Source organism: Pseudomonas sp. CAN1, assembly GCF_030462585.1.
Classification (GTDB): domain Bacteria; phylum Pseudomonadota; class Gammaproteobacteria; order Pseudomonadales; family Pseudomonadaceae; genus Pseudomonas.
The window spans coordinates 1-19787 of sequence record NZ_JASMRU010000042.1 but is presented as its reverse complement, the minus strand read 5'-3'; the positions used below and the strand labels follow the sequence as shown (position 1 = coordinate 19787).

The following is a 19787-nucleotide window of genomic DNA, read 5'->3' as shown; positions in this document are numbered from 1 at the left end:
ATGACTCCTGAGCGGGCCAATCCGGCCCATGAATAAGAGGGCAGCTTCAAGAGTGGGGCGCTGCGCCGGACCAAGCTGGAAGGCCGGCTGGCACGCCCTCGGACGTCAGGGAGAAGAACGGGCGGAACGGGTGTGGTCGATCATGGGAATGTGCTCCGTTTCTTGTTGTTGTTCGGATAGCTCGTTGTAGGACCAAGCTGAGCCGATTAAAACACCTTCCAAAACATGATGCATCATGTTTTTATTGGCGCCAAGGCTTCACGGATGTTCATAGATCGCGCGCCCCGATCGAGGGTGCAGACAGCGGCTCAGATCAAAGAGGGAAGACCATGAACCAGACTCGCACCCTGCTGCTCACCGGCGCCAGCCGCGGCATCGGCCACGCCACGGTGAAGCACTTCAATGCCGCCGGCTGGCGCGTGTTCACCGCCTCGCGCCAGGACTGGAGCGCCGAATGCCCCTGGGCCGAAGGGCTGATCAACCACATTCACCTGGACCTGGAAGACATCGACAGCGTGCAGGCCAACCTGCCGCTGATCCGCGAGAAACTCGGCGGCTCCCTGCATGCGCTGGTGAACAACGCCGGCATCTCACCCAAGGGGCCGGAAGGCGAGCGCCTGGGTGTGCTGGGCAGCGACTACGCCACCTGGCTCAAGGTGTTCAACGTCAACCTTTTCTCCACCGCCCTGCTGGCGCGCGGGCTGTTTGACGAGCTGAAGGCGGCCAAAGGCTCGGTGATCAACGTCACCTCGATTGCCGGTTCCCGCGTGCACCCGTTCGCCGGTGCCGCCTATGCCTGCTCGAAGGCCGCGCTGGCGGCGCTGACCCGCGAAATGGCCCACGACTTCGGCCCGCACGGCGTGCGCGTCAACGCCATCGCGCCAGGAGAGATCGACACGGCGATTCTCTCGTCGGGCACCGAGCTGATCGTCGAGCGCGACATTCCCATGCACCGCCTGGGCAAGCCGGAGGAGGTCGCCTCGCTGATCCACTTCCTCTGCACCAGCGGCGCGTCCTACGTGAACGGCGCGGAAATCCACGTCAACGGCGGCCAGCATGTGTGATCCTGCTGGCATCCGGCGCGCCCAGTCCGCATCATGCGCGCCGGAAATGCTGCAGCACGCGATGAGAAAGCGATGAACTACCCGATCGAAGGCCTGAATCACTCCTATCTTGGCAGCGGCGTCTACGCGCTGCTGCGCGAGGCGCTGGTCACCGGCCGCTTCAAGCCGGACGACCGCCTGCGCATCCGTGACCTGGCCCAGCAACTGGGCACCAGCGTCACCCCGGTGCGCGACGCCATCCTGCAGCTGGCCAAGGAGCAGGCGCTGGTGCTCAAGACACCGCGCGACATCCGTGTGCCGCTGCTCAGTCGCGAGCAGTATCTTGAAATCCGCAGCATCCGCGTGGCGCTCGAAGGCCTGGCCGCCGAGACCGCTGCCGCCCGCGCCAGCGACGAGCAACTGGACGAGCTGGAAGCCAACATCCGCGAGAATCTTGATGCGATCCATGCCGATGACATGGTGCTGGCGCTCAAGCTCAACCAGGCCTTCCACTTCGCCCTCGCCGACATCGCCGGCATGCCGCTGCTGCGCGCCTTCCTCGACAGCCTGTGGATGCGCACCGGCCCGCTGATTGCCCAGGCCTATGCCGACTTCAATGAGCGCATGGCCATCGAGCACCACTGGGACGTCCTGCGTGCCCTGCGTGAACGCAACGGCGCTGCGGCCCGCGAGGCCATTCACGCCGACCTGCTGGATGGCAGCGAGAAGATGCTGGAGTTCATTGCTCAGACTGAGGAGCCGGAGCAGGAAGCGGGCTGAGCCTTATTGCTTTTTGGGAGCGGGGCATGCCCGCTACCTTCCTGCTTTGGGGTTGGGTGTTTCTGCGTCGCGTCGGCGTGCGCGCTGGCTCTGTGGTTTCGCCCCCTCGGGCGACCTACTTTGGCAAACGACGGATGGCCGCCCCACCCAAAGTAGGCAAAGGTCTTGCCCCGGACATCCGGTTTTTCGCTTGGGGCGAAAAATACCCTCGTTGAAGCGAAGTTTCAGGGGCACGCTGCGAAGGGCCGTCCCTGGCCCATCGCAGCTCTCGCGACATCCATGTCGCTCAACCCCTGAAACTCCGCTTCAACGAGGCCTCCTGAACGGGGCATTCGGCGCGTGCGGATATTCTCTGGAAGTCTCAAAGTGCCAGTGCCAGTGCCAGTGCCAGTGCCAGTGCCAGTGCCGCACGGTGTGCTTTTCGTAGGAGCGGACCTTGTCCGCGAATTCCCGCGCGGCGTACTTCTCTGCCATGCAATACAGCCGGCCATCCGGGCAGACTGTAGGAGCGAGCTTGCTCGCGAACCGCATTGCTCCGAGTTACCCCGTGAGATCGTTGGCGAGCAAGGACTGGGCGCCCCCTCAGTCCTACAAAAGCAAAAAGATCAGACCGCGCCATCCTTGCGCAGCGCCGCGATGGCCGCGGCGTCGTAACCCAGCCCGCCCAGCACCTCATCCGTATGCTCACCCAGCTTCGGCCCGATCCATTCGGCGCTGCCGGGGGTGTCGGAGAGTTTGGGGACGATCCCCGGCATGCGGAAGGATTTGCCGTCCGGCAGCTTGGCCGAGAGGAACATCTCCCGAGCGAGGAATTGCGGGTCGGCGAACATGTCCTCGGCGGAGAAGATGCGGCTGGCCGGCACCTCGGCTTCATTGAGTACCTTCAGCACGGTATCCAGCGATTCGGAGCGTGCCCAGCGATCGATGATGCCGTACAGCTCGTCGCGGCGTGCGTCGCGGCCGTCGTTGCTGGCGAGGGTCGGGTCCTCGGCGAGGTCGAGGCGGCCGATGGCGGTCATGAAGCGGCGGAAGATGGCGTCGCCGTTGGCGGCAATCTGCACATGCTTGCCGTCGGCGGTGGTGTGCACGGAGGAGGGGGTGATGCCGGGCATGATGTTGCCGCTGCGTTCGCGGATGAAGCCGAACACGTCGAACTCCGGGACCATGGATTCCATCATGGCGAACACCGCCTCATAGAGCGCCACGTCCACCACCTGGCCGGCGCCGCCATTCACCTCACGGTGCCGCAGCGCCATCAGTGCGCCGATCACGCCCCACAGCGCGGCGATGGAGTCGCCGATGGAGATGCCGGTGCGCACCGGCGGGCGGTCCTCGAAGCCGGTGATGTAGCGCAGCCCGCCCATGGACTCGCCCACCGCGCCGAAGCCCGGCTGGTCCTTGTAGGGGCCGCTCTGGCCGAAGCCGGACAGGCGCACCATCACCAGCTTCGGGTTCAGCGCGTGGATCACGTCCCAGCCCAGGCCGAGCTTCTCCAGCACGCCGGGGCGGAAGTTCTCGATGAGGATGTCGGCCTCGGCCAGCAATTTCTTCAGCACCTCGCGGCCGGACTCGTGCTTGAGGTTCAGGGTCAGCGAGCGCTTGTTGCGCGCCTGCACGAACCACCACAGCGAGGTGCCCTCGTAGAGCTTGCGCCACTTGCGCAGCGGGTCGCCGCCATCGGGCGATTCGACCTTGATCACCTCGGCGCCGAACTCTGCGCACAGGCGCGAGGCGAAGGGGCCGGCGATCAGGGTGCCGAGTTCGATGACCTTGAGGCCGGCGAGGGGTTTGGCTGGGGTGTCCATGGCGCATCCGTGAGGCAGGGAAAATCCTGCCTAGCCTAGAGCATTGCTCCCGGGGATATCAGGTCCCCGTGGCGGGATTTTTGTGATTCAGCCCAACGCCCCGTCGCTGGCGCCTTTACCTGGGCGGCTGCACAGGGCTTAATCGGTCCCGCTAAGGAAAGCGCGTGCACGACCACCAGGGATGGAGTCTTCGTAGGCCCCCACTTTTCCCTTTTTCGTGTCCCTCGGGCCCTGGCTCGGGCTTGCTCCTGTGCGTCCGAAATGTTTGTCGAAAACATCACATGTGATGAGTTGCGGTGTTACATGTGATGTTCTATGGTGTACCCATGGAAAGCAAAAGTTCAGCGCACTACCAGCGCCTGTTTCGCCAGCGATTGCGCGATCAGGGCCTGGTCAAGAAGGAAGTCTGGATACTGCCGGAGCACGCCCACGCGCTCCTGGCGGTTGAACGCAAGCTGCGCCAGCCCCAGCCGGGGCCGGTCAATCTGGAAAAGGAGGGGGACATGGAAATGCCTCAGATCTGGAATGCGCGAGCCCTCGGCGAGGCCCTGGCCGCGACGGAGCTGTTCACCCGCGGCGAGGCCAGCATCGAGCTGCTCGAAGGCGCCGAGCCGAGCCTGCACGTGGTCATGCACGAATTCGGCGACCTGCCGCTGTTCGTCGCCCTGCATGGCGAGCAGATCATCGTCGAGGCGCTGCTCTGGCCGCAGAGCGACGTGACCGACCTGGCCGCTTTCAACGAGGAAGTGCTGCTCAGCCGCCGGCTGTTCCCGCTGTCGAGCATCGGCCTGGAGACGCTGCCCGACGGCGAGCGTTGCTACACCATGTTCGGCGCGCTGAGCGCCGCCTCGATCCTCTCCAACGTGGTGTACGAGATCGAGACGCTGGCCGGCAACGTGATCAGGGCTACCGAGGCCTACGAAGGCTACCTGAAGGCTCAGGCCTGACCTGGAGGACGCACATGAACGTATGGAGCAAGCTGCTGACCGCACTGCGCGGCGGCGTCAACGAAGCCGGCGAAGCCATCGTCGACAGCCAGGCACTGCGCATTCTCGACCAGGAAATCCGCGACGCGGACCTGGAACTGCGCAAGTCCAAGGAAGCCCTGGCGGAGATCATGGCGCGGCAGAAACTCGCCGAGGAACGCGCTGCCAAGTGCGCCGCCAAGGTCGCCGAGTACGAGAGCTACGCGCTGAAGGCCCTCGAATCGGGCAATGAATCCCTGGCCAAGGAAGTGGCGGAAAAGATCGCCAACCTGGAGAACGAACTGGCGGTGGAGCGCGAGCAGGCCGGCGGGTTCGCCGCCAGCGTTGCCCAGCTGCGCAAGTCGGTGAGCCAGGCCGAAGGCAACATCAAACACTTGAAACAGCAGGTGGATACCGTCAAAGCCACCGAGAGCGTGCAGAAGGCGCAGATGGCGGTTGCCCAGCGCTACAGCGGCTCGCAGACCCGCCTGCACACCGCGGTGGAATCGCTGGAGCGCATCAAGCGCCAGCAGGCCGAGCGCGCGGCGAAGATGGAGGCGGCCGCGGAGCTGGCCACCACCAGCAACCCGGATGACGACCTCGACGCCAAGCTGCGCGCGGCCGGCATCGTCGCGCAAGGCACCAGCGCCGACAGCGTGCTGGCGCGCCTGAAGGACAAGGGCAAGGCCTGATTCACCACGTTCTACAGGGCGGCTCCGAACGGCGTCGCCCGGCTTTTTCAGGGATAGAAAGGCGATGGAAATCTTCCTGCAGACTGCACTGTCATTCCCCACCGTGCTGTTCAGCTTCCTGCTGTGCCTGGCGATCATCTACTGGACGATCGTCGCGTTCGGCCTGGTCGATATCGACCTGCTGGACGTCGAGGCCGACTCGCTGCTCGAAGGCGGCTCCGGCAGCGCCGAGGGCATCGCCGTCCTGTTGTCGAAGCTCAAGCTCAACGGTGTGCCGGTCACCCTGGTGCTCAGCCTGCTGGCTGCCAGCGCCTGGTTCCTCAGCTATTTCGCCGAACTCCTGCTGCTCAGCCACCTGCCGCTGGGCATCCTGCGCTATCCGCTGGGCCTGCTGATCGCCGTGGCGGCGCTGGCGCTGTCGCTGCCGGTGGCTGCGACTATCTGCAGCCCGTTGCGCCCGCTGTTCCGCAAGGCCGAGGCCGTCACCAGCAAGAGCGTGCTTGGCCAGACCGCCGTGGTGCGCAGTGGTCGGGTCACCCTGGAGCACGGCGAGGCGGTGCTCGAGGACGGCGGCGCCGGCCTGATCCTGAAGATTCGCACCGACGAGGCCAAGGGCCTCAAGCGCGGCGACCGTGTCGTATTACTGGAATACCTGGAGGCGCAGCACGCCTATCGGGTCATCACCGAGGACGAGTTCCGGGGCATCTGACCCGGCCCACCTCTGCATCAAAGGAGAATGATCGCAATGAACAACATAGAGTGGGTGATGCCCTTCTTGACCGTGCTTGGCCTTGTCGTCCTGTTCGTGGTCGGCATCCTGGCCCTCTTCAAGGCCTTCTACATCAAGGTCTCGCAGGGCACCGCGCTGATCGTCAACGACATGTCCTCGACGCCCAAGGTGCATTTCACCGGCGCGCTGGTCTACCCGGTGATCCACCTCAAGGAGTACATGCGTATCTCCCTGATCACCCTGGAAGTCGACCGCCGCGGCAAGGACGGCCTGATCTGCCGTGACAACATGCGCGCGGACATCACCGTGGCCTTCTACCTGCGCGTCAACGAGACCCAGGAAGACGTGCTCAAGGTGGCCAAGGCCATCGGCGTGGAGCGTGCCTCCGACCGCGCGGCGGTGAACGAGCTGTTCAACGCCAAGTTCTCCGAAGCGCTGAAGACCGTCGGCAAGCAGTTCGACTTCGTCCAGCTGTTCGAGAACCGCCAGGACTTCCGCGACCGCATCATCGAGGTGATCGGCAACGACCTGAACGGCTACGCGCTGGAAGACGTCGCCATCGACTACCTGGAGCAGACCGCCAAGAGCTCCCTGGACCCGAGCAACATCCTCGACGCCGAGGGCATCCGCAAGATCACCGAACTGACCGCCGCGCAGAACGTGATCACCAACGAGCTGGAGCGCAACGAGGAACTGGCGATCCAGAAGAAGAACGTCGAGACCCGCGAGGCCGCCCTGGCCCTGGAACGCCAGCAGGCCGACGCCGAGGCCCGGCAGAAGCGCGAGATCGAAACCATCCGCGCCCGCGAGGAAGCCGAGACCGCCAAGGTCAAGGAAGAGGAACGCCTCAAGGCCGAACAGGCGCGCATCCAGTCGCAGCAGGAAATCGACGTGCGCGTCGAGAATCACCAGCGCGAAGTGGAAGTGGCCCAGCAGAACCGCCAGCGCGCCGTGGTGATCGAGGTGGAGAAGGTCACCCGCGCCAAGGACCTGGAGATCGTCGCCCGCGAGCGTGAAGTCGAGCTGCAGCGCATCGAGAAGGAAAAGGCGCTGGAAGAACAGCGCAAGAACATCGCCAACGTGATCCGCGACCGCGTCGCCGTCGAGAAGACCGTGGCCCAGGAAGAGGAACGCATCAAGGAAGTGCGCGAGATCTCCGAGGCCGAGCGCGCCAAGCAGGTCATCGTGCTGCAGGCCCAGGCCGAAGCCGAGCAGGAACTGGTGCGTCAGGTCAAGCAGGCCGAAGCCGACGAGACCCGCTCCAAGCACAAGGCGGTGGAAATCAACAACCTGGCCCAGGCCGAACTGGAAGCCGCGGCCAAGACCGCCGAAGCCAAGAAGCGTCTGGCCGAAGGCATCGAGGCCGAGCGCGCCGCGCCCGGACTGGCCGATGCGCGGGTGCTGGAAGTCACTGCGGCGGCGAAAGAGAAGGAAGGCCTGGCCGAAGCCCGCGTACGCGCCGAGCAGCTTATTGCCGAGGCCCGTGGCGAGCAGGAGAAAGGCCTGGCTGATGCCCGTGTGCTGGAAGCCAGCGCCGCTGCGAAAGAGAAGGACGGCCTGGCCGAAGCCAAGGTGCTGGAAGAGAAGCTCGGCGCCCAGGCGCGCGGCGAGGAACAGCTCGGCGCCGCCAAGGCCAAGGCCACCAAGGACCTGGGTTCGGCGGAAGCGGAAATCCTGCTGGAGCGCCTGAACGCCGAGGCCGAGGGCCTGGGCAAGAAGTTCGGCGCGCTGGATGCGCTGAGCGACAGCGCACGCCAGCACGAAGAGTTCCGCATGCAGCTGGAGAAGAGCTTCGAGGAGGCCATGGCCGCCATCGCCGCCAACAAGGACATCGCCAAGGACCAGGCCGAGGTGCTCGCCACCGCGCTGGGCAAGGCGAAGATCGAGATCGTCGGCGGCGAAGGCGACTTCTTCAACTCCTTCGCCAAGTCGCTCTCGGTGGGCAAGGCCATCGAAGGCGTGGTGGGCAAGAGCCCGGTGGTGCAGGACGTGCTCGCGCGCCTGCTCAACGGCAAGCCCGCAGTGGTCGCACCGGCCCCGGCGAGCAACGTCGAAGAAGCCTGAGCCTGCACCTGAGAGGGTCGTCAGTCGCTCCGCGAGCTGAACCACGTCCCTCCATCGCTCGCCGCAGCCTGAACCGCTGCGGCGTGCCCCACCGATTCGTCACTGCACAGGGAACCAGTCATGTCTGAATCCAGGGATTACCTCGAACTGTCCTTCCGCTCCATCCAGTGTTTTGCCAATGACGGCCGGCTGGATGTCGACGAGCTGGGCGCGCTGCTGGCGATCGCCGAGCGCGATGGCGTGATCGACGACAACGAGGTCCGCGTCCTGAAAAAGATCGTCGCGCTGGTCAAGCCCGATGAGCTCGACCCGGCGATGCGCGAGAAGATCGCCGAGGTCGCCCGCAAGATCGGCGCCTGATCGGCGTCACCCCAGGTTCCCCACCTCCAGGTCCCCGCCGCTTGCGCCGGGGGCACGCTTGCAGACAGCGCAGATTCAGGAAGACCACGATGTCGGATGCCCAAGCCGCAACCCCCGTACAGGATGTTCTGGACAAGGCCGTCGCCGAAGGCGGCGCCTACGAGGTGTTGCAGAAACGCCTGCTGGACCAGGGCCAGCGCCTGCGGCAGACCACCGAGAGCCTGAACCAGAAACGCCTGGAGGAGTTCGGTGACAGCCACATGGATGTCATCGGGCGGGTGCGCATCCGTACCGAGAACAACTGCATCGCCCGCGACATCGTCCAGGTCGGTGATTGCCTGCTGTTCGGCTACAACGTGTTCATCGGCCTGCGCAAGGAAACCAGCGTCGCCGATGTCTTCTCGCTGTATCGCCTGGTGCCCGAGGGCGAAGGTTACGAGGCCGAGCCGGTGCCGCTGGAGGGCTCCTTCCTCTCCGCCCAGGGCTTCCTCAACGACTTCAACGAGCTCTACACCTACTACAAGAACACCCGCCTGCTGCAACTGGCGATCCGCGACGGCAAGCTGCTGGCGAGTTTCCAGATCGGCGAGCGCATTACCGACATCCGCGTGTTCCGCTGGTCCCTGTCCAGCGATGGCCGCGAGGTGCGCTACATCGACAACCGCGGCGAGCGCGATATCGCGCTGCCGGCGCCGTTCGACTTCGAGTGGAAGAAGGCCACCCGCGAGATGGTGGTCCAGGGCCGCTTCCCGCACCTGAACATCCTCGACACGGTCTTTGTCGAGACCATCGGTGGCGACCTCACCATCAAGGTCGAGAACAACACCGAAGACGGCCTGGGTATCTACCGCGAGGAGGTGCTGGACAAGACCCAGTCCCTCGACGACGCCCAGATCGAGTTCGCCCGCCTGGGCAGCCTGGTGCTGCTCAAGGTGCTGCCGTATCGCGAGGAAAAGTGGCGCTACCTGGTGTTCAACGGCCTGACCCGCAAGGTCGAGCGTATCGACGCCATCGGCCTCGCCTGCGTCCAGTTGCCCGAGGACCACGGGATCATCTTCCCCGGTGGCTACTACCTGCAGAGCGGCGAGTACAAGACCTTCGAGCAGTCCATGGAAGGCATGCGCTTCAAGCGCGCGGTGCGCTCGCCCAACGGCGAAGACGTGCAGTACGTCTTCTACCATCCCGAGCAGGGCAGGGCGGTGCTGCTCACCTACAACATGATCAATCGCCAGCTGCAGAACCCGCTGTTCGGCCATGGCTACGCGCGCCTGGAGGACGGGCGCATGGTGATCTTCGCCGCCGAAGGCGACGAGCCCACGCGCATCCATCCGATGCAGGTCTGGCAGACGCCGTTCTGCACCGAGGAGTACGCCGCTCGCCAGCCGGCACGCAGCGGTTTCCTCGGGCGCATCGGCAATGCCGAATTGGTGCGCGGGGTTTCCGACCTCTACGACCTGTGCCGCGAGATCGACACCCCGGCGGTCTCGGTGCAGCGCTACTCGCTGCTGTGCCAGAACACCCGCCGCCTGTTCGACGTCTACCACTGGCTGGGCAGCGAGCAGCTGGACGGCCTTGCGCCGCTGCTGCGCGAAGTGGCCGCCACCGCCGAGCTGGTGCTGGACGAATACGAGAAGGTCGAGAGCATCCGCCGCCAGTCCGACCAGGCCATGGTCGGCGCCGAGGAAAAGCAGAAGGCGCTCCTCGACAGCCTGCTGCCGGACAGCTGGGACCAGGCGCAGAGCTTCGTCGACGCGCTCAACGGCATCACCGCCCAGCGCGGCCTGCTGCTGACCATCCGCGACTACCGCTACATCGACGTCGTCCGCATCGACGCCATGGAAGCCGAGCTGCTCCAGGCGCAGGAACGCATCGCCGCGGCCACCGCGACCTTCCTCGCCAGCGAGCAGGCCCTGCAGCCCTTCGTCACCCGCCTGGAGGCGCTCGACGCCCAGGCGCAGAAGGCCGAGAGCGTGGCGCAACTGGCCGAGCCGCTGCAGGCCTTGCAGGCCATGGCTGCCGACCTCGACATGCTGTCGAGCCTGATGGCTTCGCTGCAGATCGACGACGCCACCCAGCGCACCCGCATCATCGAATCCATCTCCGAGATCTACGCCCGCCTGAACCAGGCCAAGGCCCGCGCCGAGCAGCGCCGCAAGGGCCTGGGCTCCAGCGAGACGGTGGCGCAGTTCGGTGCGCAGTTCAAACTGTTCGGCCAGGGCATCACCAACGCCCTGGCCCAGGCGCAGGACCCCGAGCGCTGCGACGAGCAGCTGTCGCGCCTGCTGGTGCAGCTGGAGGAGCTGGAAAGCCGCTTCGGCGACCACGAGCAGTTCCTCGGCGACATCCTCGCCAAGCGCGAGGAACTGCTGGAAACCTTCGAGGCGCACAAGCAGTCCCTGCTCGACGAGCGCCAGCGCAAGGCCCAGGGCCTGCTGGACGCCGCCCGGCGCATTCTCGAAAGCCTCGCCCGACGCACCGCGAAGTTCGCCCAGGCGGAAGAGCTGAACGCCTTCTTCGCCGCCGACCCGCTGATCCTCAAGCTGCGCGAACTGGCCCAGCGCCTGCGTGAGCTCAAGGACAGCGTCAAGGCCGATGACGTCGAGGCGCGCCTGAAGGGCGCCCGCGATCAGGCGGTGCGCGCGCTGCGCGACAAGACCGAACTGTTCGAGGAGGGTGGCAACGTCATCCGCCTCGGCCCGCGCCACCGCTTCAGCGTCAACACCCAGGAGCTGGACCTGACGCTGATGCCGCGCGGCGACGAACTGTACCTGCACCTCACCGGCACCGAGTTCCTCGAACCCCTGCGCGATGCCGAGCTGGAAGGGCTCAAGGCGTTCTGGCAGGTGTCCCTGGAGTCCGAGTCGGAGCAGCTGTACCGCGCCGAATACCTCGCCGGGCAGGTACTCGATGCGGCCGCCGAGGGCCGCGAGAACCTCAGCCTCGATGGCCTGCGCCAACTGCTCCAGCAGCCCGAGGAACTGAGCCGGGTGATCCGCGACTTCGCCGCCCCGCGCTACAGGGAAGGCTACGAGAAGGGCATCCATGACCACGATGCCGCGGCCATCATCGCGCAGCTCCTGCCGCTGCGCGAAAGCGCCGGCCTGCTGAGCCACGCGCCGCTACCGCGCGCTGTTGCCGCGTTGTACTGGGACCTCCAGCGCGAAGTCGAAGGCCCGGCCCAGTGGCCGGAGCGTGCGCGCACCAGCCGGCACATCCAGCAGCTGTTCGGCCAGCGTGCCGGCCTGCTCGACCTGCAGCGCGAGATCGCTGGCACCCTGGACCGCTTCCTGGCCAGCGAACCCCTGGGGCTGGCGCCGGCCGACGTGCAGGAAGCCGCCGAATACCTGGTCAGCGAACTGGCCGCCGAGCGCATCGAGTTCACCTTCAGCAAATACGCGCGGCAGTTGCAGGAGGCGCTCAAGCTGCGCCTGCAGGGCGCGCGCATGTGGGACGACTACCAGCAGGCCCTGGCGCGCCTGCAGGGCCGCCCGGCGGCGCAATGGGCGCTGGCCGGCAACTGGCTGCGCGGCCTGTGCTCGGAGAGCGAGTACGCCGGCTTCGCCGACTACCTGCCCGAAGCGGTGGCGCTGTCGCTGCTGGCCGAGGATTTCCCGCGGCGCGTCAGCGAAGTCGACCTGCGTTTCGTCGTCAGCAACCTGATGGGCGAGCACCCGCGCATCCAGGAACGCAGCCTGTCGCTGGCAGTGGATGACTTCGCCGCGCGCCTGCGCCAGCACCGCGAAGCCTTCCTGCCCGGCCTGCAGCGCTACCAGGCTTTGCGCCAGGGCATCATCGGTCGCGAGCGCGAGGCCCTGCGCCTGGCCGAATTCAAGCCGCGCCCGCTCAGCTCGTTCGTCCGCAACAAGCTGATCAACGATGTCTACCTGGGCGTGATCGGCGACAACCTGGCCAAGCAGATGGGCACCGCCGGGGAAAACAAGCGCACCGACCTGATGGGCCTGCTGATGCTCATCTCGCCGCCCGGCTACGGCAAGACCACGCTGATGGAATACGTGGCGCACCGCCTCGGCCTGATCTTCATGAAGATCAACGGCCCGGCGCTGGGCCACGAAGTGCGCTCGCTGGACCCGGCCCAGGCGCCGGACGCCACTTCGCGGCAGGAACTGGAGAAGCTCAACCTGGCGCTGGAGATGGGCAACAACGTGATGCTGTATGTCGACGACATCCAGCACACCCATCCGGAATTCCTGCAGAAGTTCATCTCGCTGTGCGACGGCACGCGGCGCATCGAGGGCGTGTGGAAAGGCCGCACGCGGACCTACGACATGCGCGGCAGGAAGTTCTGCGTAGTGATGTCCGGCAACCCGTACACCGAGTCCGGCGACGTCTTCAAGATCCCCGACATGCTGGCCAACCGCGCCGACATCTATAACCTCGGCGACACCCTGGGCGGCATGCAGGAAGCCTTCGCCCTGAGCTACATCGAGAACGGCCTGACGTCGAACCCGGTGCTGGCGCCGCTGGCCACCCGCGACATGGCCGACGTCTACCGCTTCGTCGCCAAGGCCGAGGGCAAACCCTTCTCCGCCAACGAGCTGAGCCACAGCTACAGCGGCGCCGAGGTCAACGAGATCACCACCACCCTGCAGCGCCTGATGCAGGTGCGCGACGTGGTGCTCAAGGTCAACCAGCAGTACATCGCCAGTGCCGCCCAGGCCGACCACTACCGCACCGAGCCGCCGTTCAAGCTGCAGGGCAGCTACCGCAACATGAACAAGATGGCGGAAAAGATCTCCGCGGTGATGAACGACGCCGAACTGCTGCAACTGCTGGCCGACCACTACCAGGGCGAATCCCAGCTGCTGACTACCGGCGCCGAGGAAAACCTGCTCAAGCTGGCCGAGCTGCGCGGCAACCAGAGCGCCGAGCAGGGGGAGCGCTGGGCGCAGATCAAGCGCGACTTCCTGCGCAACAAGTCCATGGGCGGCAGCGATGCCGACACCGGCGCCCGCGTGGTGGCCCAGCTCAACGACCTGGTGGAGGGCGTGCGCAACCTGGCACGGCAACCCGAGGCGCAGCCAACCGGGCAACTGCCCTGGGAGGAACTGCTGGCCGGGCTGGAGAAGCTGGTGCAGAAACCGGCCAACCTGGAGATCGAAGTGGTCGCCCCGGCCCAGCAGGGCGTGCGCGAAGTGCTCGAAGGGCTGGCCGCCAGCCTGGAGAACGGCGTGCTGCCGCTGATCAAGGTGATGGACAAGAAGATCGACGTCGACCTGCGCACCCATCACCGCATCAGCGACATCTCCAGCCGCCTCAACCAGCTTGGCGAAATGCTCGGCGCGCCCGCCGCTCCCGCGCCGGGTAGCGACCCGGCGTGAGTCGCTGGGTTGGCCAGCGTCTCAAGCTGCTGGCCGTCATCGCCGGGCTGATGATCCTGCTACAGGTGTTGAACAGCCTGAGCGGGCAGGCGCTCAATGCCTGGGGTTTGCTGCCGCGGCACCTGAGCGGCCTGCTGGGGGTTCTGCTGGCGCCCTGGCTGCACGGCAGCTGGGCGCACCTGGCGAGCAACCTGCCGGGCCTGCTGGTGCTCGGCTGGCTGGCGATGCTGGGCAGCATCCGCGCGTTTCTTGTCGCCAGCGCCTGCATCATTGTTGGCAGCGGCCTGCTGGTCTGGCTGGTCGGTCGCCCGGCGCTGCACGTCGGCGCCAGCGGCTGGCTGTTCGGGCTCTGGGCGCTGCTGCTGGTGCAGGCGTGGTTCCAGCGCAGCTGGCTGAACCTGCTGGTGGCGGCGCTGGTGCTGTTCTATTACGGCGGCTGGTTGTTCGGCCTGCTGCCGCGTGATGGCGTTTCCTTCGAGTACCACCTGGCGGGCGCCTTCTGCGGCGGGTTGTATGCCTACCTGAGCAGGCCCCGTCGTCCGGCCTGACGCCAGCGAGTCCGCAGCGTCTCCGGGCTGCAGGCGGGCAGGGGGCTTCAGCCGCCGGGCAGGCATCCGCCAGAGGTGCTTTGCGCCGACCCTGAGCGCGCGTAGAGTAGCTACATTCAGATGCTTCCTACTTCAGCTCGCCCGGTTTCGGGCAGGTAAACCCTGATGCGTTTGTCCTCTTCCACACAGCCCGTAGCTCTGGCGGCATTCCTCGGCGAATGCGCGCAGGCGGGTGGCGAGGGGGCTGCATGACGTTGCATTTGCCGACGCTGGTTGTCGTCGACCTCTATGTACTGACCCTGGTCGGTGTGCTGATGGCCTTCGCCTGGCACAGCGGCCGCCGCGATCCCACCCTGGGCTACATGAGCGCCGCGCTGCTGCTGGGTGCCATCGGCACCTTCCTTGCCACCTTGCGCGGCATGGGCATCGACTGGGTGGCGATCCTGCTCGGCAACGTCGTCCTGCACCTGTGCTCGGCGCTGACCTGGACGGCCATGCGGGTGTTCGCCGGGCGCAAGCCGAACTGGCCGCTGATCGGCGCGGGCGCGGCGTTCTGGGCGGTGCTCTGCCTGGTCCCGGCCTTCTATGAGTCGCTGGCGGCGCGGGTGCTGGTCAGCACCGCGATCACCATCGCCTATTGCCTGGCGTCCCTTGCCGAACTCTGGCGCAGCCGCCTCAAGCTGGAAGTGGAACTGCGCCCGACCCTGGCGCTGCTGATCTTCCATACCCTCGTCTACGGCGTGCGCCTGGTGGTGGACCGTGGCATGCCGTTCCAGAGCGTGGGCAACAACGGCGCCGGCTCGACCTTCTTCACCTTCATGGTCTTCGAGACCATGCTGTTCGCCATCGGTATCGCCTTCGCCACCCTGGCGATGGTCAAGGAGCGCGCCGAACTGCAGTTCCGCAGCGCCGCCCTGAGCGACCCGCTGACCGGCGTGGGCAACCGCCGCGCCTTCATGGAAACCGGCGAGCGCCTGTTGCGCCTGTGTGCCGAGCGCGGTGAGCAGGCTTCGCTGCTGCTCTGCGACCTGGACAACTTCAAACGCCTCAACGATTCCTTCGGCCATCCTGCCGGCGACCGCGTGCTGGTGGAGTTCAGCCGCATCACCGCCTCGCGGATGCGCAAGCACGATCAGTTTGCCCGCATCGGCGGCGAGGAATTCGCCTGCCTGCTGGTGGCCGCCGACACCGAGGGCGCCTGCCAGGTGGCCGAGCGGGTGCGCCGCGAATTCGCCGAACTGCCGTTCATGGCCGAGGGCCAACTCAGCGTCAGCATCGGCATCGCTACCACCCGCGAGGCCGGGCACGACCTGCTGCGCCTGCTGTCGCTGGCCGACCAGGCGCTCTACGCCGCCAAGGCCAAGGGGCGCAACCGCATCGAACTGGCCGCGCCGGAGCCGGGAACCGACCGACGTCCGCGCAGTTGATCAGCCGAGCCGGTGCTTTCGCGGTAGACTTGCCGCCTTCGAAAATTCGCCGGGAACCCCCATGGCCCTGTCCGCCACGCCCTACAAAGCCGATATCAGCCTGACCGACCTCGACCGTGGGGTCTACGAGACCCTGCGCTTCACCGTCGCCCGTCACCCCTCGGAAACCGAGGAGCGCCTGGCGGTGCGCCTGCTCGCCTACGTCATCTGGTACAACGAGCAGCTGGCCTTCGGCCGCGGCCTGTCGGACGTGGAAGAACCCTCGCTGTGGGAAAAGAGCCTGGACGACCGCGTACTCCACTGGATCGAAGTCGGCCAGCCCGACGCCGACCGCCTGACCTGGTGCTCGCGCCGCTGCGAGAAGCTGACCCTGGTCGCCTACGGCAACCTGCGCGTGTGGACCACCAAGGTGCTCGACAGCGTGCGCCACCTGAAAAACCTCAACGTCGTTGCCGTGCCCCAGGAGCCGCTGGAGGAAATCTCCCGCGACCTGCCGCGCTCGATCAACTGGACCGTGATGATCAGCGAAGGGACCATCTTCGTCACCGACGAGCGCGGCCAGCACGAGCTGCAGGTCGAATGGCTGATGGGCGAGCGTTAACAGCCCGCAATACCTGCTGTAACCAGGGCGCCGGGATCGGCGCCTGACTGAATCGACTGGAACACCCATGCGCATCGAAGCCCGTCCCCTCCCGCCCACCCTGCCCAACCTGGGCGACCTGCCGCCGCTGCTGACCCGCCTCTACGCCGCCCGTGGCGTGCAGAGCGCCGACGAGCTGGACAAGGGCCTGGCGCGGCTGATCCCGTACCAGCAGCTCAAGGGCGTGGATGCGGCGGTGGAACTGCTGGTCGATGCGCTGGAGAAGGGCCAGCGGATTCTCTACGTCGGCGACTTCGATGCCGACGGCGCCACCGCCAGTACCGTCGGTGTGCTGGCGCTGCGCATGCTCGGCGCCGCCTGGGTCGACTACCTGGTGCCCAACCGCTTCGAGTACGGCTACGGCCTGACCCCGGAAATCGTCGCCGTGGCGCTGGAGAAGGGCCCGGAACTGCTGGTCACCGTGGACAACGGCATCTCCAGCATCGACGGCGTTGCCGCCGCCAAGGCCGCCGGCCTGCGCGTGCTGGTCACCGACCACCACCTGCCGGGGGCGGAACTGCCCGCCGCCGACGCCATCGTCAACCCGAACCAGCCCGGCTGCGACTTCCCCAGCAAGGCCATGGCCGGCGTTGGCGTGATCTTCTATGTGATGCTTGCCCTGCGCGCCCGCCTGCGTGAGCGCGGCTGGTTCGCGGCGCGCGGCATCGCCGAGCCGAACCTCGCCGAACTGCTCGACCTGGTGTCCCTGGGCAGCGTCGCCGACGTGGTGCCGCTGGACGCCAACAACCGCATCCTGGTGCACCAGGGCCTCGCGCGCATCCGCGCCGGCCGCGCCCGTCCGGGCCTGCGTGCGCTGCTGGAAGTCGCCGGGCGCGATTGCCGGCGGATCACCTCCACGGACCTCGGCTTCATCCTCGGCCCGCGCCTGAACGCTGCCGGCCGCCTGGACGACATGTCCCTGGGGATCGAGCTGCTGCTCTGCGAGGACGAGGCCGTTGCCCGCGACATGGCGGTGCAGCTCGACCAGCTCAACCAGGACCGCAAGGCCATCGAGCAGGGCATGCAGCGCGAGGCGCTGGCCCAGCTGAAGGAACTGCCGGTGGAGGAGATGCCCTTCGGCCTCTGCCTGTTCGACCCGGAATGGCACCAGGGCGTGATCGGCATCCTCGCCTCGCGCCTGAAGGAGCGTTACCACCGCCCGACCATCGCCTTCGCCGATGCCGGCGACGGCACGCTCAAGGGCTCGGCGCGGTCGGTGCCGGGCTTCCATATCCGCGATGCGCTGGACGCCGTGGCGGCGCGCCACTCCGGGCTGATCAGCAAGTTCGGCGGCCACGCCATGGCCGCCGGCCTGTCGCTGCCGCAGGAGAACTTCGGCGCCTTCGCCGCCGCCTTCGATGCCGAAGTGCGCCGCCAGCTGGACGAAGAGGACCTCACCGGCCGCCTGCTCTCCGACGGCCAGCTCGGCGCCGAGGAGTTCCATCTGGAGCTGGCCCGCGCCCTGCGCCAGGCCGGGCCCTGGGGCCAGCATTTCCCCGAGCCGCTGTTCCACGGCATCTTCCAGATCGTCCAGCAGCGCGTGGTCGGCGAGCGTCACCTGAAGCTGGTGCTGAAGACCGAATGCGGCTCGCTGCAACTGGACGCCATCGCCTTCAACATCGACCGCGAAATCTGGCCCAACCCCACCGTGCGCTGGGCGGAAGTGGCCTACAAGCTGGACGTCAACGAGTTCCGCGGCAACGAGACGGTGCAGTTGATGGTGGCGCATATCGCCCCGCGTTGAGCCGACTGGCGCTGACCTGCTTTTTGTAGGAGCGAGCTTGCTCGCGAACCCGGTCCCCGCAGCGGAGGCTGTTCGCGAGCAAGCTCGCTCCTACAGGAGGGTTCTGTGCTCGGGCCGGTCATCAGACTGTAGGGCGAATAACCTGGAACAGGTTATTCGGCTGGCGGATAACGCTGGCGCGTCATGCGCCCTGCAGACGCTGCACTCCTGTAGCCGGTGATTCGGCTTCGCGGCTACCGCGCGTAGGCGGCAGACACGGTGGCGGGTAAACTGGCGCCTAGCCCGCCACCCGCCGATTCAGGAGCTGCCGTGTCACAAGATCATTCCTCCCTGGCCGCCTTCGCGCTGGAAACCCCGGCGCCCCTGTATGCGCGGGTCAAGGAAATCATCCTGCAGCAGATCCGCAACGGCGTGTGGAAGCCCAACTCCAAGCTGCCCTCGGAGAGCGAACTGTTCGCCCTGCTGGGGGTGAGTCGGATGACCATCAACCGTGCCCTGCGCGAGCTGACCATCGAGGGTGTGCTGGTGCGCCTGCAAGGCGTCGGCACATTCGTGGCGGAGCAGAAGGGCCACGCAGCGCTCTTCGAGATCCACAACATCGCCGAAGAAATCACCGCCCGTGGCCATGAGCATCGTTGTGAGGTGGTGCTGCTCGAACCGCTCGCCGACGGCGCGCAGCTGGCGATGCCATTCGATCTGGAGAACGTCAGCCGCATCTTCCACTCGGTGGTGGTGCACTACGAGAACGAGGTGCCGGTGCAGCTGGAGGAGCGCTTCGTCAACGCCGAAGTGGCGCCGGAGTACCTGCAGCAGGACTTCACCCGCATCACGCCCTATGCCTACCTGATCCAGCTGGCGCCGCTGACCGAAGGCGAGCACGTGGTCGAGGCGATCAATGCCGAGGCCGCGGACTGCAAGCTGCTGCGCATCAAGCGTGGCGATGCCTGCCTGCTGATTCGCCGGCGTACCTGGTCGGCGAAGGGGCAGGTGGGGGCCGCGCGCCTGGTCTATCCGGGGTCGCGCTATCGTCTCGAAGGCCGCTTCGGGCAATAGCTTTTCCTTCGTCCTGGCGGGGCGGATTTTCCGCTCCGGCTGCACCGCTTTGTTACCTTCGCGCACCACGCTGTTACTTTTTCACCTTTTCCTTCCGCCGGTTCGTTCGTAGTCGGCACGCCGTGACGCTTCCTTCCGAACCGTTCGCGGAAATTTTATCTATTTGAAATAAAAGACCTTATTCCCTTTCTCGGATGGCCCACGCGATGCGCCGGCAGGTTCTGGCCTTCACTTTGCATTAGCTTGTATATACAGGATGATATAAGGCCATATACATATCAGGTGACAGCAGGTGACCAAGGGGTCCTCTGCCACCAGTTTCCGCCACGCCGGGATGGCTTCCGGCAAATCCGTGGCGCCGCCATCCGCAACGAGGAAGACCCGATGAGTTCCACCAACCGTTACCGCGACGTCGAAATCCGTGCCCCGCGCGGCACCCAATTGAATGCCAAGAGCTGGCTGACCGAAGCGCCGCTGCGCATGCTGATGAACAACCTCGACCCGGAAGTCGCCGAGAACCCCAAGGAGCTGGTGGTGTATGGCGGCATCGGCCGCGCCGCGCGCAACTGGGAGTGCTACGACAAGATCGTCGCGACC

At 66.2% G+C, this 19787-nt stretch carries 14 protein-coding genes and 1 pseudogene; 14 read left to right on the top strand and 1 reads right to left on the bottom strand.

Features of this window, described 5'->3' with window-relative positions; translation table 11 throughout:
* Positions 1-329 precede the first annotated feature (329 nt).
* Both QO207_RS28415 and QO207_RS28410 read left to right on the top strand, forming a co-directional pair.
* Entirely contained in the window at positions 330-1064 is a 735-nt protein-coding gene (locus QO207_RS28415; protein ID WP_184587509.1) for an SDR family NAD(P)-dependent oxidoreductase, read from the top strand.
* A gap of 72 nt (positions 1065-1136) precedes the next feature.
* Entirely contained in the window at positions 1137-1823 is a 687-nt protein-coding gene (locus tag QO207_RS28410) for a GntR family transcriptional regulator (protein ID WP_301535590.1), read from the top strand.
* Between the two features lie 605 nt (positions 1824-2428).
* On the opposite strand, the gene QO207_RS28405 is transcribed toward QO207_RS28410, so the two are convergent.
* Entirely contained in the window at positions 2429-3628 is a 1200-nt protein-coding gene (locus QO207_RS28405) for a CaiB/BaiF CoA-transferase family protein (RefSeq protein ID WP_301535589.1), read from the bottom strand.
* 326 nt (positions 3629-3954) lie between these two features.
* On the opposite strand from QO207_RS28405, the gene QO207_RS28400 reads away from it, so the two are divergent.
* The 12 genes and pseudogenes from QO207_RS28400 to QO207_RS28345 form a co-directional block, all read left to right on the top strand.
* A complete protein-coding gene (locus tag QO207_RS28400; RefSeq protein WP_301535588.1) occupies positions 3955-4575 on the top strand; it encodes a YjfI family protein in 621 nt (206 codons plus the stop codon).
* Between the two features lie 14 nt (positions 4576-4589).
* Positions 4590-5285 carry a PspA/IM30 family protein gene (locus tag QO207_RS28395; protein ID WP_301535587.1) on the top strand — a complete coding sequence of 232 codons (696 nt, stop codon included), beginning with the start codon at positions 4590-4592 and terminating at the stop codon, positions 5283-5285.
* 64 nt (positions 5286-5349) lie between these two features.
* The gene (locus QO207_RS28390) at positions 5350-5994 is read left to right on the top strand and encodes an OB-fold-containig protein (protein WP_301535586.1); all 645 of its coding nucleotides are present in this window, start codon (positions 5350-5352) and stop codon (positions 5992-5994) included.
* Between the two features lie 57 nt (positions 5995-6051).
* Positions 6052-8079, top strand: a complete 2028-nt coding sequence (locus tag QO207_RS28385) for a flotillin family protein (RefSeq protein WP_301535612.1) — start codon at positions 6052-6054, stop codon at positions 8077-8079.
* Positions 8080-8199: 120 nt separating this feature from the next.
* Entirely contained in the window at positions 8200-8439 is a 240-nt protein-coding gene (locus QO207_RS28380) for a hypothetical protein (protein ID WP_301535585.1), read from the top strand.
* Between the two features lie 89 nt (positions 8440-8528).
* Positions 8529-13778 carry a DNA repair ATPase gene (locus tag QO207_RS28375; protein WP_301535584.1) on the top strand — a complete coding sequence of 1750 codons (5250 nt, stop codon included), beginning with the start codon at positions 8529-8531 and terminating at the stop codon, positions 13776-13778.
* 50 nt (positions 13779-13828) lie between these two features.
* Complete coding sequence (locus QO207_RS28370; RefSeq protein WP_301535611.1) at positions 13829-14326, top strand: rhomboid family intramembrane serine protease; 498 nt, start codon at positions 13829-13831, stop codon at positions 14324-14326.
* A 248-nt stretch (positions 14327-14574) separates the two neighbouring features.
* Complete coding sequence (locus QO207_RS28365) at positions 14575-15753, top strand: diguanylate cyclase (protein ID WP_301535583.1); 1179 nt, start codon at positions 14575-14577, stop codon at positions 15751-15753.
* Between the two features lie 61 nt (positions 15754-15814).
* Positions 15815-16354, top strand: a complete 540-nt coding sequence (locus tag QO207_RS28360; RefSeq protein ID WP_301535582.1) for a YaeQ family protein — start codon at positions 15815-15817, stop codon at positions 16352-16354.
* A gap of 67 nt (positions 16355-16421) precedes the next feature.
* Positions 16422-18137, top strand: a complete 1716-nt coding sequence (gene recJ / locus QO207_RS28355) for a single-stranded-DNA-specific exonuclease RecJ (RefSeq protein ID WP_301535581.1) — start codon at positions 16422-16424, stop codon at positions 18135-18137.
* Between the two features lie 309 nt (positions 18138-18446).
* Entirely contained in the window at positions 18447-19190 is a 744-nt protein-coding gene (gene hutC / locus QO207_RS28350; RefSeq protein WP_301535580.1) for a histidine utilization repressor, read from the top strand.
* Positions 19191-19574: 384 nt separating this feature from the next.
* Positions 19575-19787, top strand: a pseudogene (locus tag QO207_RS28345) (urocanate hydratase); the annotation flags it as partial.

What these genes read in the sequence shown, in the direction of transcription:
- QO207_RS28385 (WP_301535612.1), top strand. Translation starts at nt 6,052, where the DNA reads ATGCCCTTCTTGACCGTGCTTGGCCTTGTCGTCCTGTTCGTGGTCGGC.
- recJ (WP_301535581.1), top strand. Translation starts at nt 16,422, where the DNA reads ATGCGCATCGAAGCCCGTCCCCTCCCGCCCACCCTGCCCAACCTGGGC.
- QO207_RS28380 (WP_301535585.1), top strand. Translation starts at nt 8,200, where the DNA reads ATGTCTGAATCCAGGGATTACCTCGAACTGTCCTTCCGCTCCATCCAG.
- QO207_RS28400 (WP_301535588.1), top strand. Translation starts at nt 3,955, where the DNA reads ATGGAAAGCAAAAGTTCAGCGCACTACCAGCGCCTGTTTCGCCAGCGA.
- QO207_RS28405 (WP_301535589.1), bottom strand. Translation starts at nt 3,628, where the DNA reads ATGGACACCCCAGCCAAACCCCTCGCCGGCCTCAAGGTCATCGAACTC.
- QO207_RS28390 (WP_301535586.1), top strand. Translation starts at nt 5,350, where the DNA reads ATGGAAATCTTCCTGCAGACTGCACTGTCATTCCCCACCGTGCTGTTC.
- QO207_RS28395 (WP_301535587.1), top strand. Translation starts at nt 4,590, where the DNA reads ATGAACGTATGGAGCAAGCTGCTGACCGCACTGCGCGGCGGCGTCAAC.
- QO207_RS28415 (WP_184587509.1), top strand. Translation starts at nt 330, where the DNA reads ATGAACCAGACTCGCACCCTGCTGCTCACCGGCGCCAGCCGCGGCATC.
- QO207_RS28370 (WP_301535611.1), top strand. Translation starts at nt 13,829, where the DNA reads ATGATCCTGCTACAGGTGTTGAACAGCCTGAGCGGGCAGGCGCTCAAT.
- QO207_RS28360 (WP_301535582.1), top strand. Translation starts at nt 15,815, where the DNA reads ATGGCCCTGTCCGCCACGCCCTACAAAGCCGATATCAGCCTGACCGAC.
- QO207_RS28375 (WP_301535584.1), top strand. Translation starts at nt 8,529, where the DNA reads ATGTCGGATGCCCAAGCCGCAACCCCCGTACAGGATGTTCTGGACAAG.
- QO207_RS28365 (WP_301535583.1), top strand. Translation starts at nt 14,575, where the DNA reads ATGACGTTGCATTTGCCGACGCTGGTTGTCGTCGACCTCTATGTACTG.
- QO207_RS28410 (WP_301535590.1), top strand. Translation starts at nt 1,137, where the DNA reads ATGAACTACCCGATCGAAGGCCTGAATCACTCCTATCTTGGCAGCGGC.